General features: G+C 68.1%; 10 protein-coding genes. 4 read left to right on the top strand and 6 right to left on the bottom strand.

Features of this window, described 5'->3' with window-relative positions; translation table 11 throughout:
- Positions 1 to 47: 47 nt before the first annotated feature.
- The 5 genes from VGJ96_03040 to hppD form a co-directional block, all read right to left on the bottom strand.
- On the bottom strand, positions 48 to 2,273 hold the full coding sequence (locus VGJ96_03040) for a S9 family peptidase (protein ID HEY3286077.1): 2,226 nt from the start codon (positions 2,271 to 2,273) through the stop codon (positions 48 to 50).
- A 151-nt stretch (positions 2,274 to 2,424) separates the two neighbouring features.
- Positions 2,425 to 3,951 carry a M20/M25/M40 family metallo-hydrolase gene (locus VGJ96_03035; GenBank protein HEY3286076.1) on the bottom strand — a complete coding sequence of 509 codons (1,527 nt, stop codon included), beginning with the start codon at positions 3,949 to 3,951 and terminating at the stop codon, positions 2,425 to 2,427.
- Positions 3,952 to 4,088: 137 nt separating this feature from the next.
- Positions 4,089 to 5,270: an aminotransferase class I/II-fold pyridoxal phosphate-dependent enzyme gene (locus VGJ96_03030; GenBank protein HEY3286075.1), complete on the bottom strand. Its 1,182-nt coding sequence runs from the start codon at positions 5,268 to 5,270 to the stop codon at positions 4,089 to 4,091.
- Positions 5,271 to 5,361: 91 nt separating this feature from the next.
- On the bottom strand, positions 5,362 to 6,543 hold the full coding sequence (locus VGJ96_03025) for a homogentisate 1,2-dioxygenase (GenBank protein HEY3286074.1): 1,182 nt from the start codon (positions 6,541 to 6,543) through the stop codon (positions 5,362 to 5,364).
- Positions 6,543 to 7,655, bottom strand: coding sequence for a 4-hydroxyphenylpyruvate dioxygenase (hppD, locus tag VGJ96_03020; protein ID HEY3286073.1), 1,113 nt, complete (start codon positions 7,653 to 7,655; stop codon positions 6,543 to 6,545). The genes VGJ96_03025 and hppD overlap by 1 nt, the downstream gene beginning before the upstream one ends.
- Before the next feature lie 332 nt (positions 7,656 to 7,987).
- On the opposite strand from hppD, the gene VGJ96_03015 reads away from it, so the two are divergent.
- Positions 7,988 to 9,181 carry a hypothetical protein gene (locus VGJ96_03015; protein HEY3286072.1) on the top strand — a complete coding sequence of 398 codons (1,194 nt, stop codon included), beginning with the start codon at positions 7,988 to 7,990 and terminating at the stop codon, positions 9,179 to 9,181.
- Here VGJ96_03015 and VGJ96_03010 read toward each other — a convergent pair.
- Positions 9,178 to 10,149 (bottom strand): aldo/keto reductase, encoded by a 972-nt coding sequence (locus VGJ96_03010; protein ID HEY3286071.1) that lies wholly within the window; start codon positions 10,147 to 10,149, stop codon positions 9,178 to 9,180. The genes VGJ96_03015 and VGJ96_03010 overlap by 4 nt on opposite strands.
- A 161-nt stretch (positions 10,150 to 10,310) precedes the next feature.
- On the opposite strand from VGJ96_03010, the gene VGJ96_03005 reads away from it, so the two are divergent.
- From VGJ96_03005 to VGJ96_02995, 3 genes are read left to right on the top strand one after another with little or no spacing between them, the layout of a single operon-like run.
- Positions 10,311 to 16,025 carry a GAF domain-containing protein gene (locus tag VGJ96_03005; protein HEY3286070.1) on the top strand — a complete coding sequence of 1,905 codons (5,715 nt, stop codon included), beginning with the start codon at positions 10,311 to 10,313 and terminating at the stop codon, positions 16,023 to 16,025.
- A gap of 31 nt (positions 16,026 to 16,056) precedes the next feature.
- The gene (locus tag VGJ96_03000; protein HEY3286069.1) at positions 16,057 to 17,253 is read left to right on the top strand and encodes an EAL domain-containing response regulator; all 1,197 of its coding nucleotides are present in this window, start codon (positions 16,057 to 16,059) and stop codon (positions 17,251 to 17,253) included.
- The gene (locus VGJ96_02995; protein HEY3286068.1) at positions 17,250 to 18,251 is read left to right on the top strand and encodes a D-2-hydroxyacid dehydrogenase; all 1,002 of its coding nucleotides are present in this window, start codon (positions 17,250 to 17,252) and stop codon (positions 18,249 to 18,251) included. Before VGJ96_03000 ends, VGJ96_02995 begins: the two co-directional genes overlap by 4 nt.
- Positions 18,252 to 18,372: the final 121 nt, after the last annotated feature.

Below are 18,372 nucleotides of genomic sequence, written 5' to 3'. Positions count from 1 at the left end.
AACAGCCGTGGGGGACCCCGCTGTCCGTGCCGCCAAGTCTCAGATCATCACGGCTTGAGCCAGTGCGCAAACCACTGGCGCAGGCGGCCGAGGCGATCGACCAGCAGCCAGGGCTCACCGGTGCGCGAGAGGTCGTGATTGGAGCGCGGATACCGCACCCACTCCACCGGGACGCCCTGCTTCTTGAGCGCCATGAACCACTGGTCGGCGTCGGCCATCGGCGTCCGGTGATCCTCTTCACTCTGCACGATGAGCGTCGGCGTCTTGACCTTCGTCACGTGGCGGATGGGCGAGAGCGAGTCGTACATCGCCGGGTTTTCCCACGGCTTGCCGTAGAACTCGAACTCGGTGAGTCCCTGCGCATCGCTCGCCCCGTACCACGACCACCAGTTGCTGATCATGCGGTCAGCCTCGGCCGCCTTGTAGCGATTGGTGTGCGACGTCACCCACGCCGTCATCACGCCGCCGTACGAGCCGCCGGTGACGCCCATCCGCGTGCTGTCCACGTCGGCGCGCTGTGCGGCGATGTCGGTGGCCTGCATCAGGTCCTGGAAGTCCTCCGCAAACCAGCGTCCGCGCGTGCTGAAGGTGAAGTCGGCTCCCGAACCGCTGGAGCCGCGCGGATTGGTGTAGAGCACCATGAAGCCGGCGCCGGCGAGATTCTGGAATTCGTCGAACCACCCTTCGTCGTAGCGCGAGTGCGGACCGCCGTGGATGTAGAGCACGAGCGGATACTTCTTGCCGGCCTGGTAGCCGAAGGGCTTCATCACCCACCCCTCGACCGTGAGCCCGCCGACGCCCTGGAAGGTGAACTTCTCGGCGTCGCTCCAGGCGATCTCGGCGTTCACCTGGTCGTTGAACGCGGTCAGCTTGCGCTCGTTCTTGCCGTCGTTCTTCCCGTCCTTCCGGCTGTCGAGGTCGGCGATGTACAGCTCCGTCGGCGAGTTGACGCTCGTCGCGATGAAGGCCACCTGCGTCGCCCTCTCGTCGCGGGCGAAGCCGCGGATCACGCGCCGTCCGCCAATCGTCTCGCGCATCTGCGAGGTCTTGGGATTCACGGTGAAGAGCGACGTCTTGGCGCCGATGTCGGCGCTCATCAGGATGTCGCCGTTCGGCAGGAACTCGGCGCTGGCCGGTTCGTACTGCCAGCCGTTGGTGAGGTTCACCGGCGCGCCGCCCACGGCGTCGATGAGCATCAGGCGCGCGTTCTTGGTGCGCTCGGCGCGGCTGATGAAGAGCAGCCGCTTGCCGTCCGGCGACCAGTCGAGTTCGCTTTCGTCGCCCTGGAGCGAGGCCACCTTGCGCGGCTCGCCGCCGGTGACGGGGATGACGTAGATGTCGCGGTCGTTGCGCGGTGCCTCGTCGCGCAGCGCGTCGTACGGCAGCCTGGCCATCGAGTCGGCGATCTGCTGCACCACGCTGTCGGGGCGCAGCTGCGCGTCGGCGATGAAGGCGATCCACTTGCCGTCGGGGGAGACGGTCACCCGCGCGTGCGAGTAGCGCGTGTCGGTCACCTGCACGCGCTTGGAGCCGTCGAACTTCTGCGTGAAGATCTGGAAGGGCCGGACGCGCCGTGCCTCGCGCGGGTTGGGGATGAATCCGATGCCGTTGGCCTTATACGGGAAGTTCACGATCTGGCGGCCGTCGAACCGCTTTTCATCCACCGGCTTGGTGATGGCGCCGTACGGCGGGAACGCCATCGCATTGGGCGCGATGCCGCCGGCCGGCAGCGCGAATCCCCCGGGGCCGCCACGTCCGCCCGGACCGCGGGCACCGCCGCCACCACCCGTGGTGTCCGCGAGCGCATCGAACACGGCAAAGCTCTTGTCCTTCGGGACGGAGCCGGTGGGATAGTCTTCCACCTGGAACGCCTCGCCCACCGGCTGATCCATGCGCAGCGCCCACGTGTTGCCGCGGCCGCCGGGGCGATTGGACGTGAAGAACAGGTACTTGCCGTCGGGCGAGAAGCGCGGATTCGAACTCTCGTACCCCGGCGCGGTGTAGCGCACCGGCGTGCCGCCGGCCGTTGGCACACCCCAGACTTCGCTGTGCCGCTTGTTGTCCTTCTCGACGACCGTGGTCACGGTGAAGACCACCAGCTTGCCGTCGGGCGACATGGCCGGCGCGCTGAGCTGGGTGACCTTGTACCAGTCGTTGGGGGTGAAGGCGCGGGGACTGGCCTGCGCGACGGGGGCGGCAGGCGCCGCCGCTGGCGCAGGCTGCTGGGCGGCGAGAGGGAACGCGGCGGCGAGCAGGACGAACGATCGGCGCATGAATGCTCCGGTGGTGCGGTGGCAGTTGGGGGCAGCAGACAGGCCGCGCGACGCGCGACCCGCTCAATCACGAAGTAAACGTGCAACACGGACACAGCGCTGACGATGGCCGTGACCTGGCAGGCCACGGCCATCGTCCGAGTCGTCAACGCTACCGGTTCGCCAGATCCACCGTCGCCAGGAAGGTGATCCGCCCGAGATCCTCCATGATCTCCGGGGTGAGGATCTGCCAGCGATCCTTGGTCGTGTGATACGACGCGTAGGGCAGCGGCGGCGCGCCGCCGACGCCGATCGACACGGTCGGGATCTTGGCCCACAGGAAGTGCGCGGCATCCTGGCGCGGGCGGGCGAGGTTCGGATTGGCAGAGGCGCGCATCGCGCGATGCACGTACTGGGTGTTCGCGCGCTCCATCGCCTGGAAGATCTCGGGATATTCCACGCCCGACGACACGCCAATCATCTCGCCGCGGCCAACACTCTCGAGGTTGAGGAACGCCTTGATCTTCGCATTGGGCACCACGGGGTGCGCCACGTAGTACTCGGAGCCCGCCACCCCCTGCTCCTCCGCGCCGAACAGGAGCAGCAGCACGCTGCGCTTCAGCGGCACCTTGGCCTTCGTAATCGCTTCCGCGGCCGCGAGCAGCACGGCGACGCCCGACGCGTTGTCGTGCGCCCCCGGCATCATCTCGTGATTGTAGCCGAGGTGGTCGAGGTGCGCGCCGAGCACGATGTACTCGTCCTTGAGCACGGGATCGCTTCCCGGCAGCACAGCCACGACGTTCGAGCCGATCCCCTCGGGGTGATGCTGCGTGTTGTTCGACAGCGTCATGGTCTTGCCGAACGGCCGCGAGGCGGGCTTGAGCGTATTCCGGATCTGGTCGACGGTCTGCCGGTGCGACATGGGCAGCCCCGCGAACAGGTCGTTCATCACCGCACTGCCGACGTACGTGAGGATGAAGCCCTTCACGAAGCGCGCATTCGGGTTGACGATGTGGTAGTCGTACACCATGCCGGCGGCGCCATGCTTTGCCGCGTTTTCGATCTTGTAGCTGTGAAAGGAGTACGGCCGCCACTTCTTGAAGAGCACCGTGTCGGGGCCCGGACCCATCGGCACCTCGGGCTCGACCACGACGATCTTCCCCTTGACGTCCACGCCAGCGTAGTCGTCGTAGCCGAGTTCCGGTGCCGTGACGCCGTAGCCCACGTACACTGCGTCGGCTGTGACGCTCCCCGAGTCGGACGTGGAGCCCTGATAGAATTCCGTCTCCCAGGTGTACGACTTCACGATCTTGCCACCGCCCGGCTGGGGCAGCTGCAGCGACAGCTCAGTCCCGGGCCGCACCAGCGTGTAGGGATTGGGGAACTTCTGATACCACGTCCCCTTGTCGCCGGCCGGCTGATAGCCCCATCCGCGCAGCAGGTCCACCGCCCACGCCGCCGAGGCATCGTATCCGGGCGTGCCGGTGAGGCGGCCACCGTACTTCTCGTCCGTCATCTCCTTCACATAGTCGAGAATGACGTTCGACGAGACGCCGTGCATGGCCGCGACGAGCCGCTCCTGCGGCGTCGCGGGCGCCTGCGGCTGGCGAGCGGGGTTTTGCGCACTGGCGGTGATGGCCGCCAGCGCAATGCACGACAGCGACGCGAGGGGGCGCGTGAAATGCCGAAAGCGTGACAAGTGAGTCCTCACGGAGTGGGCCGGGCGCGCGACGCATGCGGCCGCGCCGATGGTCCTTGAGTTTGCGCGGACGCCGCCGGAACTGCCAGCCGCACGCCGCGGGTTACGCCCGCGCAAAGCGACGTGCGCCGCTGGAGTCAGCCCTGGTTCGTCATCCGCCGCAGCACGCGCCCGGCGCGCCGCGCCGCCTCCTGCAGCCGTGCCGGCGAGGTGATGAACGAGACGCGGAAGAATCCCTCGCCCCCCTCGCCCAGCGCCTTGCCGGCGAGCACGACCACGCCCTCGTCCTGCAGCAGCCGTTCGTGGAACTCCATCGACGAGATTCCGGCCGGGAGCGGAACCCACAGGTACATCGACGCCTTCGGCACCTCGACGTTGAATCCCTCGGCGCGGAACGCGGCCACCGCGGCGTCACGACGCTCGCGGAAGATGGCGAGATTGCCCGGCAGCCAGTCGGCATGGCTGTCGAGGGCGGCGATGGCCGCTTTCTGCGAGGCCATGAACTGCCCGGTGTCCACGAAGCTCTTCACCTTGGCCAGCGGCGTGGTGAAGGTCGCGGCGCCGACGGCCCAGCCCAGGCGCCAGCCGGTCATGTTGTACGTCTTCGACAGGGAGTGGAACTCGAGCGCCACCTCGCGGGCGCCGTCGATCTCGAAGATGCTCGGTGCGACGTAGCCATCGAACGTCATCTCGCTGTACGCGTTGTCGTAGACGAGCAGGATGTCGTGCGCGGCGCACCAATCCACGACCTTCTTCAGGTAGTCGCGCGGGGCCACCGCCGCGGTCGGGTTGTTCGGGTAGTTGAGGTAAAGCAGCTTCGCCCGTGCGCGCACCTCGGCGGGAATCTCATCGACGTCCACGAGGAAGCTCGTGCGCGGCGTGATGGGATACATATATGGGCTGGCGCTGCTGAGCAGCGTGCCGCCGAGATACGACAGGTAGCCCGGATCGGGAATGATGGCGATGTCGTCCGGCTCGAGATACGCCAGCGCGAGGTGCGCGATCCCCTCCTTGCTGCCGATCAGCGGCACAATCTCCGTTAGCGGATCGAAGTGCTGGCCGAACCGTGTCGCCATCCACGCGGCGACCGCCTCGCGGAACGCCGGCAAGCCGAGCCCGAACCCGTAGCGCGACATCGCGGGATCGTGTGCCGCCGCGGCGAGCGCCTCGACGGCGTTCGGCGGCGCCGGCAGGTCGGCATCGCCGGCACCGAGGTCAATGACATCCATGCCGCGCGCGATGAGGTCCCGCTTCTTCTGCGGAATCGAGGCAAGCAGGTACGGCGGCAGTGACGAGAAACGGGTGCTGAGGCGAGGCATATGAAATCAGATGGCTGATGGCAGATGGCGGACGGCGGATGAGCGTCCCCCTTAAACTACAGGCGCCGCGAGTACGCGGCGCCCCCGTGCTTCAGCTCGTCGGCGGATTGAACCCCGGCCCGCCCTCGATCCAGGATCGGTAATACTCAGGGTCCTCGGCGGGCAGCGCGGCCTTGGCCACGTGCAGCGGACGGAACGAATCCATCATCACGGCCAGCTCGTTCGTCTGCTTCGCGCCAATGCTCGCCTCGGTGCGTCCCGGGTGCGGGCCGTGCGGCAGGCCGTCGGGGTGGTGCGTGATGGAGCCATACTCGATGCCCTTGCGGCTCATGAACTCGCTCGAGGCGTAGAACAGCACCTCGTCGGAATCCACGTTGCTGTGCGCGTAGGGCGCCGGGATTGCCTGCGGATCGAAATCGTACGGCCGCGGGCAGAACGAGCAGATCACGAAACCGTCACCCTGGAACGTCTGGTGCACCGGCGGCGGCTGATGGATGCGGCCGACGATCGGCTCGAAGTCGTGAATGTTGAACGCCCACGGATAGAAGAAGCCATCCCATCCCACGACGTCAAACGGATGGTGGTCGAGCACCATCTCGGTGAGCCCGTGGTACTGCTTCACGATCACGGGGAACTCGCCCATCTCGTCGAACGTCACCAGTTCCGTCGGCCGTCGGAAATCGCGCTCGCTGTACGGCGCTCCTTCGGCGATCTGCCCGAACTCGGTGCGATAGCGCTTCGGCGTCCGCACGTAACCGCGGCTCTCCATGATCAGCATCTTGGGCGGCGACGTGAACCGCCAGCGATGCATGATGCCACGCGGGAGCACCACGTAGTCGCCCGGCTTCACCGGCAGGAATCCGAACTGCGACTCGAGCGTCCCCGCGCCCTCCGCGAGGTACACCACCTCGTCCGCCTGCGCGTTCCGGAAGAAGTGCGCGTCCTCGACGTCGGGCTCCGACCAGAGCATCGCGATGTCGTTGTTGAAGAGCAGCGGGATGCGATCCAGCGTCGGCGAGCCGCCCGTGGGGAGCTGGCGCGTGCGGAAATGCCGGTGGCGCAGCGCCAGGTCCATGTCCCGCTCCCAGCGCAGATCGCGCAGCCGGCGCACAGTCAACACCGTGGTGGGCGGGTGGATGTGGTAGAGCAGCGCCGACGGACCGGTGAAGCCCTCGTTGCCCATCAGCTGCTCGCTGTAGAGCCCGCCGTCGGGACGGCGGAAGACGGTGTGCCGCTTGCGCGGCACCTGGCCGAGCGTGTGATAGAAGGGCATTAGAGGTTCCCCCGCAGCGCCTGCTCGCGCTCGATGCTCTCGAAGAGCGCCTGGAAGTTTCCCTTGCCGAACCCCCTGGCGCCCTTGCGCTGGATGATCTCGAAGAAGAGCGTCGGCCGGTCCTGCACCAGCCGGGTGAAGATCTGCAGCAGGTATCCCTCGTCGTCACGATCGACCAGGATGCCCAGCTCCTGCAGCGTGGCGAGGTCCTCGTCGATCGTGCCGACGCGCGCCTGCAGGTTGTCGTAGTACGTCGTCGGCGTCTGGTTGAACTCCACGCCGCGCGCGCGCAGCGCCTTGACCGTGCCGATGATGTCGTCGGTGGCCATGGCGATGTGCTGCACGCCCGGCCCCCGGTAGAAATCGAGGTACTCCTGGATCTGGCTCTTCTTCTTCCCCGTCGCCGGCTCGTTGATGGGAAACTTGATGCGCCCGTTGCCGTTGCTCATCACCTTGGACATCAGCGCCGAGTATTCCGTGTTGATGTCCTTGTCGTCGAAGGTGAGGAGATTGAAGAAGCCGAGCACGTTGGAATAGAACTGCACCCAGTCATTCATCTTGCCCAGCTCGACGTTGCCGACGCAGTGGTCCACGTACTTGAGCCCCACGGGCGGCGGCGCGTACTCCGGCGTCAGGGCGCGGAATCCGGGGAGGAAGAGTCCGCGGTAGTTGCGGCGCTCCACGAGGGAATGGATGGTGTCGCCGTACGTCCTGATTGCGGCCATCACGACCTCGCCGTCGCCGTCGGCAAGCACCTCCGGACCGTGCACCGACTCGGCGCCGCGTCCAATCGCCTTGGCGTACGCGTCGCGCGCGTCATCCACCCAGAACGCCAGGTCCTTCACGCCGTCGCCGTGCAGCCGGATGTGGTCGGCGATGGGTCCCTCGGGATGGATCGGCGTAGTCAGCACGATCCGGATCTTGTCCTGCTGGAGCAGGTACGAGGCGCGATCGCGCGACCCCGTTTCGGGGCCGCGGTACCCGATCAGCTGGAATCCGAACGCGGCACGGTAGTAGAGCGAACTCTGCTTGGCGTTGCCGACGAAGAGCTCGATGTAATCCGTCCCGTTGATCGGGAAGGTGTCGGCGCTGGGGGCGGTCAGGGGGGGCATGGGGGGCGGACTGGAGACGGAAAACGGGAGTGCATCCAATCATCTACGGGCGGATTTCGACAATCGCCCCGGGCAGGGCGTCGTCGCGGCGCCATCTGGGAAGCGTACCCCGGGGCGCCGATGCCGTTCAACGGCCGCGCGCGCCAGTGGCCGCGCTCGTCCAGAACCGTCCCCACATCGTCGCGGTGAAGACGCCCGCGACCAGTCCGGCGGCGACGTCGCCACACACGGCTACAGGGGGTTTCGATGACAGCGACATAGGGGGACTGCCCAATGTATTGCCGCGTCCAGGATTCGACAATTCAGGCGCACCCTCTACCTTAGTGTTTCCCATGTCCGCAACCGAAATCATGCCTGCGTATACGAAGACCGTGCTCTCCCCCGAGGAGACGATGAAACTGGCGCCGGAGATTGGCCGCCATCCGACCGCCAAGGTGTGGGTGTATCGGTACCAGCACACCTCGGAACCCTGGACGCTGAGCATCGCCACGCACGCGCAGCCGGAGTCGCGCATGCTGTCGCTGGGCGGCTTCCGCATTGCGCCGGAAAGCCGCACGAGCATCCCCGGCTGGAATCCGGATCACGAGGCGATCGACCTCGCCATCGGGATGGACGAGAAGGTGTACTGGTCGCGCCTGCTCAAGGTGGGCGGCCCGCACGTAAAGCGCGATTTCTCGCGCATCGTCGGCGGCAAGTGCGTGATGCAACCGACACCCGGTTCGCGCGTCGGCGAGCCGCGCGACCGTGAGCTGCTCGACTTCGCCATCGAGTGCTTCCAGGACGTGGAGAAGACCGGCTTCTTCCTCACGACCGGCCAGGATCTCGGGCATGGCGTGATGAGCGACGGCAAGACGGGGTCCCTGCACTACCTCAACGCGCACTACAAGGGGAGCGTCATCTCGGACACGGGCGCGCCGACCGCCGAGGGCAACTACTGGATGCTCGTCGGGCAGCTCAAGGGGGCGGGCATTCCGCTCAAGCAGGCGGTGGTCGGCCTCATCGGCGCCGGGAACATCGGCCTCCACATCATCGACCACCTGCTCGAGGATGGCGCGACGCCGCTCGTCGTGGAAGCCAAGGCGAGCATTCGCGCCGCCCTCGAGGCGCGCGGCGTGAAGTGCTGGCCGGCGGAGGGCAAGGCGGATTTCCTCAGGCAACCGATGGATGCGCTGGTGCTCAACGCCGCGGGCGGATCGCTCGATTCGGCGACGGTGGCGCTCTGCGCGGCGAACGACCGCCTGCGCGTGATCAATGGCTCAGAGAACCTCGTCATGCCCAATCCGGAGGACGAGGACGTGCTGCGCCGGGCGAAGAAGGTCTTCTGCCCCTGCGAATGCGCCGGCATGATGGGATATCTCACGGCGGCCGAGGAGTACCTGTGCCACCTGGCGGGCGACGAATTCACGCTGGCCGCGATGTACGAGGCGGCACGGGCGCTGGAAGCGCCGGGTGAGAAGGCGACCCGCTTCGTGATCGAGGGCGGATACGAGCAGACGATGGCGCAGGCGATGCAGGCGCTGTACTAGAGACTCCACGCCGTCGGCGTGCGATCCCAGCGATGAGCGCGCAGGCGCGCGAGGAGCTCGGCCGGCAGCGGCCCGCGCTGGACGGCGGCGACATTGGCCTGCACGTGCGCCGGCCGCCGCATGCCGGGGATCACGGTCTGCACCGCGGCGTGCGACAGGCAGAAGCGGAGCGCGACCTCCGGGAGCGTCACGCCCTCGGGCAGGTCGGCGCGCAGCGCCGCCACGCGCGCCACGGTGGGCGCGAGGTTCTCCGGCCCAAAGTAGATGCGACGGAAGTCGCCCTCGGGAAAGACGGAGTCGGCCGTGACCTGTCCCGCCAGCGACCCTTCGTCGAACGGGACGCGCGCGATGATGCCGACGCCCCGTGCCTGGCATTCGGCGAAGAGCGCGTCCTCCGGCGCCTGATCGAAGACGTTGTAGATCACCTGCACGGCGTCGACGAGCCCCGTGCGCAGCGTGTCGAGGCAATTGACCGGTTCCCAGCGGTTGACGCTCACGCCGACGGCGCCAATGAGCCCCTCGCGGCGCAGGTCATCCATGGCGCGCTGCCAGCGTTCGTCGCGGGCCCAGCCGTCCTCCCACACGTGGAACTGCAGGAGGTCCACGCGCGGCAGTCCGAGGTTCGCCAGCGATTTCTCGGCGTATTCGCGGATGTGGTCGGGCGGAAAACACTCGTCCAGCGTGAACTCGCGGCGCGAGGGCCACTGCAGGTTCCGGGGCGGCAGCTTCGTGGCGGTATAGAGACGCCGCTCGGGGTGCGCCCGCACGAGCTCGCCGAGTATCCGCTCGCTCGCACCACGTCCGTAGCCCCACGCCGTGTCGAAGAAGTTGACACCGGACGCGACGGCCGCCTCGAGAGCCTGCCACACCGCGTCCGCATCGGAGCCCGACCAATTGGCCAGTCCCCACATCCCGTAGCCGAGCGACGACACCGGCCATCCCGTCCGTCCGAATGCGCGCGTTTCCATGGCGCGGGAAGATGCGCCCCGCCGTCCGCTGGGACAAGTTGTCCCGCGAACCCGCCGCGCCGTGCCGTCGCGGTACGCGCGACCTCTTTCCTTGCCCGCCGCGCGTACTCATATGATGTTCATACACTCGGTGGCTTCCGCCGCGTGAATAACCGTCTTCCGTGACGCCTACGCCCGACAACTCCTCCGCGCCCGCCTCGCGTCGTGACGCCGATGTCCGCACGTCGTTGATCGGCTTTGCGGTCGTCACGGCGCTGCTCATCGTCATGGCGTCGTTGGTGGTGCGCTTCTACACGCGAGGCCTCGAGCGTTCCGCCGGCGAGAACATGGCGGCGATCGCGCGCGCGCAGGGGAGCCTGATCGAGAACCTGCTCAACGAGCGCCTGGGTGACGGTCGCCTGCTTGCCGTGCGCCCCACGGTGTGGGGAAGCCTCGATCCGGCCAACGCGATCTCGCCGATGGCGACGGCCCAACTGGGCATGGCGCGGGCCATCGAGCAGACCCGTGAGACATTCGGATACAAGCTGATCGTTGTCGTCGATAGCAGTCTGAAGGTCAGGTATCCCAGGACGTACCTCCCGGGTCCGGACGACCGTGAGTTCCTGACGGCGGTCATGCGCGCGCGGACCGCCCGCATCCTCCCCTTCCGCGTCGACGCCGGCGGGTCGCTCGAACTCGGCGTGGGGTACCCCGTCTACGCGGGAGGCGATTCGACGCGGAGCGTCGTCGGCGCCGCGCTGCTGGTGCGCGACGCGACGATCGGCCTGCTGCCGTTGCTCGCGCAGGTGGTTGGCGAGCGCGGCGGCGTCGAGAGCGCCCTGTACCAGCTGGAGGGCGATTCAATTTCGGTCGTGGCGGCCACAACGACCGGCACCACCCTGACGCCGATGCACATCCGGCTGGGCCGGTACGACCGGACACGCGTCGCCGCAAAGCTGTACGCGTCGCGCGTCGACTCGGCGGTCACGGGGCTGGATTATCGCACCGTGCCGGTGATCGCCGCCGGGGTGCGGATCGCGGGAACCTCCTGGCTCGTCACGGCCAAGGTGGAGCGCTCGTCGCTGAACGAGCGGGCGCGAACGTTCACCATCTTCGCGTGGCTGACCGCGGTGGTGCTCATTCTCTTCGCGGGGCTGATCCTGCGCGTGTTACGGCTGGCCGCCGAGCGCCGATCGGAGCAGCGCCAGTTTGCGCTCGCCACCCGCTTCCTGACCGCCACCGCGACGTCCATCGACGGCAGCATCCTGATGGCGCCCGACGGCCGCTTGCTCGACGTGAATCCGGCGCTGGAGCGGATGACGGGCTACGCCATGTCGGAATTGCTGCAGCTCACGCTGGCCGACCTGATGCAGAGCGTCCCCGCCGAGGAGGTTCGTGACTGGATCAGCGAACTCATGCGCCGGCAGAGCGCGCGCTTCCGCAGTCAGTGGCGTCGCAAGGATGGCGGGGTCATCGAGGTGGACATCAGCGCCTCGCATCTCCCGGATAGCGGCGGCGGCCAGTTGTTCTGTTTCGTCCGCGACGTCACCGAGCAGATCGAGACGACACGCCGGCTGGCGCGCCTGAACGCGCTCTACGCGTTCCTGAACCGCGCGAGCGAGGCGCTCTTCACCGCCACCTCGGCGCAGTCGGCGTATGAAATTGTCACGCAGGCCGCCCTGGACGAGGGACGATTCCGTCTCTGCTGGATTGGCGCGGTGGACGAAGCCGCCGGAGTCGTCCGTCCGGTGGCGTGGGCGGGCTCCGCGAGCGAGTACGTCAAGCAGCTCAACATCACGACTGACCCGGCGCTGCCGTCAAGCCGGGGGCCGGCGGGCGTGTGCGTGCGCGACGCCCGCGTCGTTCTCGCCAACGATTTCGCGCACGATCCGTCCACCGCGCCGTGGCACGCACTCGCCAAGGAGCATGGGTTGGGGTCCTGCGCGACGCTCCCGGTGATCGTGGATGGCAAGGTGGTCGCCATCATCGTGTTCTACGCGGCGGAGCGCGGGTTCTTCGATATCGAGACCCTGTCGACGCTCGGCGAGGTGGCGCGTCTGCTCGGGCTCGTCCTGCAGTCGGTGGCCGCCGAGCAACGGCGCCGCATCGAGGAAGAACGGCGGCGCGCCAGCGAGGAGCGGTTCCGCCGCCTCTTCGAGTCCTCGCCGCTTCCGATGTACGTGATGCACGAGCAGTCGGGCCTCATCACGCGGCTCAACCACGCGTTCACCGAGCGCTTCGGCTACACCATCGAGGACATCCCGACGGTTGACGCGCAGATGACGAAGTTCTACCCGGACCCGGCGATCCGCGCGACGCTCGCGGCGGTCTGGACGGACGACGTGGGGCGCGCGTCCTCCGAGGAGGTGCCGGTGCAGTCGCCCGACCTGCACATCTGCTGCAAGGATGGCACGTTCCGCGACGTGCAGCGGTTCGTCTCGCGCGCCGGCGACGAACTGGTGCTGGGCTGGGTGGACGTCACCGAGCAGCGCGCCGTGCAAGCCACGCTGCAGCAGGCGGAGGAAATCGCCAAGCTCGGGTCGTTCGCGCACGACTTCCTCACGGACGAGGTACGTACCTCCCCCGGCTTCCTCCGGGTGCTCGGCTTCGACCCCTCGGTACTGCAGTCGTCGGCGGGCGATGCGGCGCCGTGGCTGTTCAACCTGTTCCACCCCGACGACGTCGACCATATGCGGGCGGCCCTTGGCCAGCGCGCCGATGTGGACCGCATTGTCCGCGCCGCCCCGGATGGCGGACCGCAACGGTATCTGCACGTGCGCGTGCGCATCGAGCGGGACGCGGCGGACGCGCCGCGCCGCGCCGTGGGCTCGTTCCAGGACGTGACGGCGGAAGTCAATGCGACGACGGAACTGACCCGCCTGCGCGACCACCTGCAGGACCTCGTCGAGGAGCGGACCGCGGAACTGGCCAAGGCCAACGCCATTCTGCAGACCACCGACCGGCGCCTCAAGGCAATGCTCGCGATGAGCCAGAAGGCGGCGACGCTCGACGAGGCGGCAATTCTCCAGCTTGGCATCGACGAGGCCACGCGACTCACCGGGAGCGGTGTGGGCCTCCTGCACCTGTTCGCCGAAGACCAGGAGCACATCGAGTTCGGCACGTGGGCGACTGGCACGCAGGAGCAGTGCGAGTGCCTGTACGAATCGCACTATCCGGTGTCATCGGCCGGGACCTGGGCCGATGCCGTGCGCAGCGGCGAGCCGATCGTCCTCAACCAGCTCGAGGCCGGGGGGCTTCCGGCCTGCCCCACCGGGCATGTCGCGCTGCGGCGGCTGCTCGCCGTCCCCGTGCGCGACGGGGGCCGGGTCGTGATGCTCCTCGGCGTGGGCAACAAGGACACCGACTACGAAACCTCGGATGTGCAGGAGCTCGAGATCATCGGCCACGACATCTGGAGCGTGATCCAGCGGCGCCGCGGGGACCTCGCGCTGGAACGGGCGTACGAGCGCGTGAAGGCCAGCGATCAGCGATTTGCCTTCGCCATGGAGGCATCGTCGGAGGGCGTCTGGGAGTGGGACATCCTGCATGGCCGGTACAGCTTCAACGACCCGTTCGCGACGATGCTCGGCTACACGCCGAGTGAATTGAGCCGCGACGTCAAGGACTGGCTGCGCCTGCTCCACCCGGAGGAACGCGACGGAGTCATCGCGACGCTGGTGGCGACGATCAAGGCGGACCTGCCGTACTCGGAGGAGTTCCGCGTCCGTGCCAAGGACGGCTCGTATCGCTGGATCTATGTGCGTGGCCGCGTGGTGCAGCGCGACGCGCACGGGCAGGCCCTGCGCGCCGTAGGGACGCTCACCGACTTGACCGCGCGTCGGCAAGCCGAGGATGACCTGCGCCAGGCCAAGGAAGCGGCGGACGCCGCCAGCCGGGCAAAGTCGGCCTTCCTTGCGACGATGAGCCACGAGATCCGCACGCCGCTCAACGGCGTCATCGCGATGGCCGAGATCCTCGGACAGAGCCAGCTCCCGCCGCATGACATGGATGCGGTGCAGACGATCCAGTCGTCCGCTCACGCCCTGATGGCGGTGATCGACGACATCCTCGACTTCTCCAAGATCGAGGCCGGGCGCCTCGAGATCGACCTGGCCGACGTCTCGTTGCTGCAGCTCGCCGAAGACCTCACCGAGTCGCTGCTGCCGGTGGCGCGGTCGCGCGACGTCGACCTGCTGCTCTTCGTGGAACCCGAGGTGCCGCTCCGCGTGCGCGGCGATCCGACGCGGCTGCGGCAGATCATGTACAACCTGACCGGCAACGCCATCAAATTCAGCGCGGGCCGGCCGGAGAGGCACGGGCAGGTCTCGATCCGCATCGGCATCGCCAGCCGCGATCCGTCCGTCTTCTACTGCGACGTGGTGGATAACGGCATCGGCATGACGGAGGAGACCGTCAGCCGGCTCTTCTCCTCCTTCACGCAGGCCGAGGCGTCCACCACGCGCAAGTTCGGCGGCACCGGGCTCGGCCTGGCAATCACCAAGCGGCTCGTCGAGCTGATGAATGGCGAGATCAGCGTGACCAGCGCGCCCGGCGCGGGCTCGACCTTCCGCGTGACGATCCCCCTGCCCGTCGTCGAGTCGAAGCCCGCGCTGGTACCGCACGACCTGACCGGTCTCAACTGCATCATCGTCAAGCACGACGGCGGCATCCCGGCCAGGGACCTGAAGCGCTACCTCGAGTTCGCCGGTGCGCGCGTCGACGTGGTGGCCGACGAACCGTCAGCCGCGACGCTGGCCGGCCGTCTGGGCAGCCTGTGCGTCATTCTCCACGACCTGAATGGCCAGCGCGTGCTCGACTCGATCCCCGACTTCGCGGACTACCACAACGTGCGCCATGTCGCGCTCACGCGCGGCCGCCGGCGCGTGGAGCGCGTGAAGGTGCCGAATGTCGTGATGCTCGACCTGGAGTTGCTCCGCAGCCGCCGCCTGATTCGCGCGACGGCCGTGGCTGCCGGCCGCGCGTCGCCCGAAGTCTACCACGGCCTTGAAACGTCCGAGCTACTGACGGTGCCCGAGGACGCGCGAAAGCCGGAACGGTTCTCCGTGGAAGAGGCCCGCCGCGCTGGCCGACTGATTCTCGTCGCCGAGGATGACCACACGAACCAGAAGGTCATCCTCCAGCAACTGCAGCTCCTCGGTCACACCGCGGAGATCGCCGAGAACGGCGCCGAGGCCCTCGCGATGTGGCGCGCCGGCAGCCGCTACGCGCTCCTGCTCAGCGACCTGCACATGCCCGAGATGGACGGCTACGCGCTGACGCAGGCCATTCGCGCCGAAGAGAAAGCAGGCGAGCGGCTCCCGATCGTGGCGCTGACCGCCAACGCGCTGCGCGGCGAGGCGGCGCGGGCAACGACGGTGGGCATGGATGGCTACCTCACCAAGCCGGTACCGCTACGGACACTGCGGGAACTCGTCAACCGCTACATTTCCCCGGACGTTCGCGACGCCGCGGCCCGGGACGACGCCACGGAGACGCCGGCGGCGACACCTCCGGCTCCAGTTGAGAATTCCATGGCCCAGCAGCCGCAGTACACACCAGGCGAGGTCCGTCGGTCGGCGCTGGCAGACCTCGTCGGGGACGATGAGGCCGTCATCCGCGAGTTCCTCGCCGACTTCCAGGCCTCGGCGCGACAGCTCGCCGAGGAGATCCACGTCGCGCACGATGCCGGGAACCTGAGCCAGGTGGGCGCGCTGGCGCACCGGCTCAAGTCGTCGGCGCGTTCCGTCGGCGCGCTGTACTTCGGGGAGCTGTGCGCCGAGCTCGAGAAGGCCGGCAAGATGGGCCAGGCGGGACTGGTCAACGACGCGTACCAGCGCTTCGGCACGGAACTGGCGCTGGTGGATGCGGCGTTAACGAAGTATCTGGCGGGATCGTGACCCTCTCGCCGGCCCACCGGAACCCGCTCGCATGAAGATCTTCGTCATCGACGACGAACCGTTCGCGCTTCGCCTCGTCAGCCGCCAGCTGCAGACGCTCGGCTTCAGCGAGGTCACGACGCACGAGCATGCGATGGCGGCGGTGCGGGCGCTCGAAGCCGACGTGCACGCGGCGGAGCTGATCCTGCTGGACCTGCAGATGCCCGAGATGGATGGGATCGAGTTCGTCCGCCACCTGGCGCGCCTCAAGTACTCCGGCGGGCTGATCCTCGTCAGCGGCGAGGACGATCGCATCCTGCAGACGGCTTCCACGCTGGCGAAGGCCCACGCGCTCGACGTGCGCGGCGCGATGAACAAGCCGGTGGCTCCGGACCGGCTGCGCGCCCTCGTTGAAGCGCCGGCGCCGGCGCCCAAGGCTCCGCCCCGCGCACCGCGGAAGACCTACGGGCCGCAGGAGATCGCGCGGGCCATCGACGGCGGCGAGCTCGTGAACCACTACCAGCCCAAGGTGGAGCTCGCCACCGGCAAGGTGGTCGGCGTCGAGACGCTCGTGCGCTGGCAGCATCCACAGGACGGGCTCGTCTACCCCGACCAGTTCATCGGCGTCGCCGAGGAGCACCGGCTGATCGATGCGCTCACGCGTGTCGTGCTGCTGGCCGCGTTGCGGCAGGCGCGGGCCTGGCTTGACGAAGGCTCGGCCATCGTCGTCGCCGTGAACGTCTCGATGGACAATCTCGCCGCGCTCGACTTCCCCGACTTTGTCGAGGGCGCCCTCCGCGACGCGGGGGTGTCGAACCGTCAGCTCGTCCTCGAAGTGACGGAGACGCGGCTGATGACCAACGTCGTGATGGCACTCGACATTCTCACGCGCCTGCGCCTGAAGCACATTGGCCTTTCGATCGACGATTTCGGCACCGGGCACTCCTCGCTCGCGCAGCTTCGCAACATTCCATTCGACGAGTTGAAGATCGATCGCGGCTTCGTGCACGGCGCCGATCGCGACGCGTCGGCGCGCGCCATTGTCGAAGCGAGCCTCGGGATGGCGCGACAGCTTGGCCTGACGACCGTCGCGGAGGGCGTCGAGGTCTTCACCGACTGGCAGCAGATGCGCGCCGCGGGGTGCGACATCGCGCAGGGGTACTTCATTGCCAGGCCGATGCCCGCGGAGACGTTCAACACCTGGCACGCGGGGTGGACGCAGCACCTCGGCGCGCTCATTCCCCAATGAGCGACGGCGTGCCGGCGGGCGCGCCCGTGCCGGCCGGCGCGCCGCATCGCGTCCTCGTCGCGACGCGCTCCCACGAGGCGATTGTCGCGGCGCTGCGCGCGGCGCGTCCGGCCCTGGAATGCCGCGGCGCCCTCCACACCGAGGTGACCGCCGAGGATCTCGCGTGGGCGGACACGTACGTCGGCTTCAAGCGGCCACCGCACGCGACGGCGCTGGGCGGCGTACGGTGGGTGCACTGCACGGGGGCCGGCGTGGATGCCTGGCTGGCGCCACCCGGACTCGATCCGAGCATCCTGCTGACGCGCACGCCGGAATCGTTCGGACCGGCCATCGCCGAGTGGGCGGTCGCGCGGATCTTCGCGTTTCAGCACCAGCTGTTCGACTTGGCGGCGGCGCAGCACGAGCATCGATGGGCGCCGCGCGACGTGCCGCTGGTAGCGGGCACGCGCGCGCTCGTGGTGGGCACCGGCGACCTCGGGAGCGCCATCGCCGCGAAGCTCGCAGCGCTTGGCGTCACGGTGGACGGTGTCTCGCGTTCGGGCACCCCACGTGCCGCACCTCGCGCGCTCGGCAACGCATCACCATTCCGCGCAATGCATGCGGTCGGCGCCCTCGCGGAACTCGTCTCCGATGTGGACTGGATCATTCTTGCCCTGCCCGACACGCCGTCCACGCGCGGGCTGTTTTCGGCGTCCGTCATGTCGCGATGCCGTGGCGCCGTGCTGCTCAATGCGGGACGCGGGTCGGTGGTCGCCGAGGATGCGCTGCCCGGCGCGCTCCTGCAGGGGTGGCTGCGCGGCGCCGCGCTCGACGTGTTCGCGGTGGAGCCGCTGCCGCCTGATTCTCCCCTCTGGGATCATGCGCGCGTGCTGATCTCGCCGCATTGCGCCGGGCCCACGACCGTCGCCGGAGCCGTGGACGGGTTCCTCGAATGCCTTGCCGACGTCGAGCAGGGACGCGTGCCACGCTGGGCCGTAGACCGCACACGCGGATACTGAGGCGGACGCCGCGCGCCTCTTAGAGACTGACAACAGGACGTAGGACAGCGGCTGACGGCCATTTCGGACGTCGGCCGATAGGTCGCGCCTCGACCGTATTGCAGGTTGCTCCCTAACGGAG

This window comes from Gemmatimonadaceae bacterium (assembly GCA_036504815.1).
In the GTDB taxonomy this organism is placed as follows: domain Bacteria; phylum Gemmatimonadota; class Gemmatimonadetes; order Gemmatimonadales; family Gemmatimonadaceae; genus PNKL01.
The sequence above is the reverse complement of the archived record's forward strand: the minus strand, read 5'-3'. Positions and strand labels throughout refer to the sequence as shown.